The sequence below is a fragment of the Streptomyces sp. NPDC055078 genome (genome assembly GCF_053607985.1).
On record NZ_JBSGUP010000640.1, the window covers coordinates 1 to 4,726 of the forward strand.

Consider the following 4,726-nt stretch of genomic DNA (forward strand, 5'->3'; position numbering starts at 1 on the left):
GTCCCGAGCCGATGGCGGCTGCCATCGGCTCCTCGATGATGTGCACCTGCCGGGCGCCCGCCTGCGTCGACGCCTCGATGACCGCACGGCGCTCCACGCCCGTGATACCGGAGGGGACACAGACGACGACACGCGGGCGGGCGAGATAGCGGCGCTTGTGGATCTTCAGAATGAAGTAGCGCAGCATCCGCTCGGTGATCTCGAAGTCGGCGATGACGCCGTCCTTCAGCGGCCGGACGGCAACGATGTTGCCCGGCGTCCGGCCGATCATCTTCTTCGCCTCGGCGCCGACCGCCAGAATGCCGCCCGTGTTGGTGTTGATGGCGACGACGGACGGCTCGTTGAGAACGATCCCTCGGCCTCTGACGTACACCAGCGTGTTGGCGGTCCCGAGGTCGACAGCCATGTCACGGCCGATGAACGACATCTTGTTCCCCATGAGGATTCGTCTGGCCTTCCCAATCGAGCGTTGACAGCTTTTCAGGACGGCGAGGTGGTGGATGCTGTGGCGTGGAGGTTTCCATCGTAGTGCCGCTCCGGCGGTCTCGGGGCGGTGGTCCACCTCTCTATATGGTGACGAGGTGTCGCAGCGATGCGTTCCCGGATTGCTCTCGCATATGCCGAAAGGCGACCGAATTCCTTCGGTCGCCCCAGGTCATGAGCGCTGTTTGGCTGACGGCCGGTCAGGAAAGTCCCGGAAAGAAAATCTTCAGTTCCCGAATGGCGGACTCCTCGGAGTCCGACGCGTGGATCAGGTTCTCCCGGACGACGGTCCCGAAGTCGCCACGGATGGACCCCGGCGCGGCGGCGATGGGATCGGTGGGACCGGCGAGCTGGCGTACGCCCTCGATCACGCGCTCACCCTCGACCACGAGCGCGACGACGGGCCCGGAGGCCATGAACTCGACCAGCGGCGCGTAGAACGGCTTGCCCTCGTGCTCGCCGTAGTGCTGCTCCAGGGTGTCCCGGTCCAGCGTGCGCAGCTCCAGCGCGCTGATGGTCCAGCCGGCTTTGGCCTCGATACGGCCGATGATCTCGCCGACCAGCCTGCGCCTGACTGCGTCCGGCTTGAGGAGGACGAGGGTGCGCTGGGTCACGTGCGGGCTCCTTACGGTGCGGGTCAAGGAGTTCAGAGGTTACAGGGCGTGAAGGGCCCGGGGTTACGCAGCGTCAGGCTCTGAGGATGCCTCGGCCGCCCAGCGCGCCTTGGCCGCGTCCATCTTGCCCCCGTAGTGGACCGACGCCCACCACAGGCCCGCGAAACACGCGCCCAGGATGAACATCACCGGGACGACGAAACCGCTCAGCACCAGACCGATCTGGAGCGCCCAGCCGAGCTGGATCGCGCCCGGCCGCGAGAGCATTCCGCAGAGCAGCACCGACAGGGCCATGGCGATGCCGCAGACCGTCCAGACCACGCCCGTCGACAGACCGTCGTCCTTCATCGCCACCAGACCGGCGAATCCGATGACAAAGAATTCGCCGATCAAGGTCGACGCGCAGAACATCCGCATTTCAGCCCTTTCCCAGCAGCAGCCTGGCTTCTCCGGCCGTGATCACCGAGCCGGTCACCAGGACGCCCGCGCCCGCGTACTCGGCCTCTTCCTCGGCGAGCGTGATCGCCGCCTCGATCGCATCGTCCAGGCGGGGTTCCACGACCACCCGCTCGTCGCCGAACACCTCCACCGCGACCGCCGCCAGCGCGTCCGCGTCCATCGCCCGATGGCTGGAGTTCTGGGTGACGACGACCTCCGCGAAGACCGGCTCGAACGCCTCCAGGAGCCCTCGGACATCCTTCTCACCGCTCGTGCCGACCACGCCGATCAGCCGCGAGAACGCGAACGCCTCCGTGACCGCCGCCGCGGCGGCCCGCGCGCCCGCCGGATTGTGCGCCGCGTCCAGGACGACCGTGGGACTGCGCCGTACGACTTCGAGACGGCCCGGCGACGACGCCGCCGCGAACGCCTTGCGGATCGTGTCGGCGTCCAGGGTCCGCGCGCCGTCGCCACCGACGCCGAAGAACGCCTCGACCGCCGCGAGGGCCACCGCCGCGTTGTGCGCCTGGTGTGCCCCGTACAGCGGAAGGAAGATGCCGTCGTACTCCCCGCCGAGTCCGCGCAGCGTCAGCATCTGGCCGCCGACCGCGATCTCGCGGGAGACCACACCGAACTCCATGCCCTCCCTGGCGACCGTCGCGTCGACCTCGACCGCCTTCTTCAGCATCACCTGCGCCGCGTCCACCGGCTGCTGCGCCAGGATCACCGTCGCGCCCTGCTTGATGACCCCGGCCTTCTCGACCGCGATCTCGGCGGACGTGGTGCCGAGCCGGTCCGTGTGGTCCAGGTCGATGGGCGTGATCACCGCCACGGACGCGTCGATCACATTCGTCGCGTCCCAGACGCCACCCATGCCGACCTCGATGACCGCCACATCCACGGGCGCGTCCGCGAAGGCCGCGTACGCCATGCCGGTCAGCACCTCGAAGAAGGAGAGCCGGTACTCCTGCGCCGTGTCGACCATCTCCACATAGGGCTTGATGTCGTCATAGGTAGAGATAAAGCGCTCGGCCGGCATCGGCGAGCCGTCCAGGCTGATCCGCTCGGTGATCGACTGCACGTGCGGCGAGGTGTACCTGCCGGTGCGCAGCTCGAACGCGGACAGCAGCGCCTCGATCATGCGGGCGGTGGACGTCTTGCCGTTGGTGCCCGTGATGTGGATCGAGGGGTACGCCCGCTGCGGCTCGCCCAGCACATCCATCAGCGCCGCGATCCGGGTGACCGACGGCTCCAGCTTGGTCTCGCCCCAGCGGGTCGCCAGCTCCGCCTCGACCGCGCGCAGCGCCTTGTCGACCTCCGGGTCGGCGGGACGCGCGGGCACGTCGTCGGCCTGGGGCATGCCTGCCTGGGCGCGCAGCGTACGGCTGCCGGCCTCGATCACCGCCAGGTCGGGGTCACGGCCGGTCTCGGCGTCGACGATCTCGTCGAAGCTGTCGAAGCTGTCGCGGGGTTCGCGCTCGTCGGGCCCGTGGGGTCCGTCGGCAGGGTTTTCGCTCACGGGTCCAGTCTAGAGTCCGGAGGTGCCGGGGCATCCGCAGGTGTCCCCTCCCGGGGCGGGACCGCGCCCGGGCCCCGTGTACGGTCCCGTTTCCGGTCAGTCGACGGGCAGCCGCCGGGCAGTCGCGGGCATCCGGTTGCCGGCGCGGGTTCACGGGTGCCGGCGCGGGTTCACGGCCGCCGGTGCGGGTTCACGGGGGCAGCCACCCGGCCGGGAGCAGGGCCACGACCTCGTACGCACCGTCCCGGGTCCCGGATGTCAGGGTGCCGCCGAGGCTGCGCACGCGCTCCAGCATGGAGTGGGTGCCCGTCCCGCTGGAGACCGGTTCGGTCGGGGGCACGGACCGCGCGAGCGGGTTGGCCGCCGTCACCCGCAGCAGGCGGCCCTCCAGCGCGATCGTCACCGTCACCCGCTCCCCCGGCGCGTGTTTCGCGGCGTTCGTCAGACACTCCTGGACGACCCGGTACACCGCCGTCTGCCGCAGCGGTGAGACCCGGCGGGCCGCCGCGCCGATCCTGAGCGTCACCGGGCTGCCCATCCGCTCGCTCTCCGCCGCGAGCGCGGGCAGCCCCTCCAGGCCAGGGGTGGCGGTCCGCTCGGCGGCCCGGTGGACGATCGTGTCGTTGAGCATCAGATGTGCCCGGCGCGCGGTGTCCGCGAGTTCCTCGAAGTCCTCGTGCTGGGGTGTGTCCCTGGCCCGTACGGCCAGCACCTCGGCGCGCACCGCGAGAACCGTCAGCTCCCGGCCGACCAGGTCGTGGACGTCCCGGGCGACCGAGACGCGCTCGTCCTGTACGGCCTGGAGCGCGGCGGTCTCGGCCCGCTGGGCCTCCAGCGCCCGCACCAGATCCTGCCGGTACGCCGCGATCCCCACCCCGGCGGCCAGCACCCCGATCGGGACCACCAGACCCAGGAACCCGCTGAGACCGTGGGCCCGGTGCTCGGCCCAGCCCGGCATGCTGAACAGCGCGTACGCCACCCCGATGTACCCGGCCGTCGCCAGCGCGCCGCTCCACCGGCCCCGGAAGCGCCCCAGCGAGTAAAGCGCGAACTGGATGAGCGTCAGCTCGTGCAGCCAGCCCAGCAGTACCAGCGCCACCGCATACGGCACCCACGGCAGCCGCCGCCGCACCACCAGCGTCGCCGCGCCCGCCGCGAGGACGAGGACGGCGGTGAATCCGGTCAGGGAGTTGTCCTCGTGCGCGAGCCCCGGCACGTCCAGCACCATCAGCGCGAAACACGACACCGCGCCGAGCACATCGACACCCCGGTCGGATGTCGCCCAGCGCCGTACCCACCCGCGTCCGACCGCGACGGCGCGGCGCACGGCGTACGAGGCGGGTATGAACGGCATCCCCCCATCATCCCGGGCCCCGCCCGACCCGCTCCGCCGCGCCCCCCTGGCGGGGGTGTCCTCCCTCTCCCCCAGCCTTCGTCCGGGGGACCCCCAACACCCTGATGCGCGCCCCGTGCCCGCAAGCCCCACGCCGCCGGGGCCAGGCGTCCGTCCTCAAACGCCGGACGGGCTGGTTGTGCGCACCCGGCCAGCCTCGTTGGGGGCGCTCCCACCCAGGCGCAGCTCATTGAGGCGCTGGGGTCCCCCCCCCACGCCGCAGGGCGTAGGTGGGGGCACCTCCACGCCCGCAAGGGCGTAGGGGGAGGCCCGGGGCAG

The 4,726-nt window shown here is 70.9% G+C and carries 5 protein-coding genes; all 5 read right to left on the bottom strand.

The genetic code is table 11. The features are described 5' to 3' along the window. On the bottom strand, positions 1-427 hold a 427-nt coding region (locus ACWF94_RS33810), incomplete at its 3' end, for a rod shape-determining protein (protein ID WP_453497455.1). A gap of 256 nt (positions 428-683) precedes the next feature. Beyond that, positions 684-1,097, bottom strand: coding sequence for a nucleoside-diphosphate kinase (ndk, locus tag ACWF94_RS33815; RefSeq protein WP_453497443.1), 414 nt, complete (start codon positions 1,095-1,097; stop codon positions 684-686). A gap of 63 nt (positions 1,098-1,160) precedes the next feature. After that, positions 1,161-1,514, bottom strand: a complete 354-nt coding sequence (locus ACWF94_RS33820) for a DUF4233 domain-containing protein (RefSeq protein ID WP_453497446.1) — start codon at positions 1,512-1,514, stop codon at positions 1,161-1,163. A gap of 1 nt (position 1,515) precedes the next feature. Then, positions 1,516-3,054 (bottom strand): bifunctional tetrahydrofolate synthase/dihydrofolate synthase, encoded by a 1,539-nt coding sequence (gene folC, locus ACWF94_RS33825; protein WP_453497449.1) that lies wholly within the window; start codon positions 3,052-3,054, stop codon positions 1,516-1,518. A 190-nt stretch (positions 3,055-3,244) separates the two neighbouring features. Further along, on the bottom strand, positions 3,245-4,408 hold the full coding sequence (locus tag ACWF94_RS33830) for a sensor histidine kinase (protein ID WP_453497452.1): 1,164 nt from the start codon (positions 4,406-4,408) through the stop codon (positions 3,245-3,247). Between the last annotated feature and the right edge of the window lie 318 nt (positions 4,409-4,726).

Coding starts and splice junctions, on each gene's coding strand:
- ACWF94_RS33820 (WP_453497446.1), bottom strand. CDS start 1,514: ATGCGGATGTTCTGCGCGTCGACCTTGATCGGCGAATTCTTTGTCATC.
- ACWF94_RS33830 (WP_453497452.1), bottom strand. CDS start 4,408: ATGCCGTTCATACCCGCCTCGTACGCCGTGCGCCGCGCCGTCGCGGTC.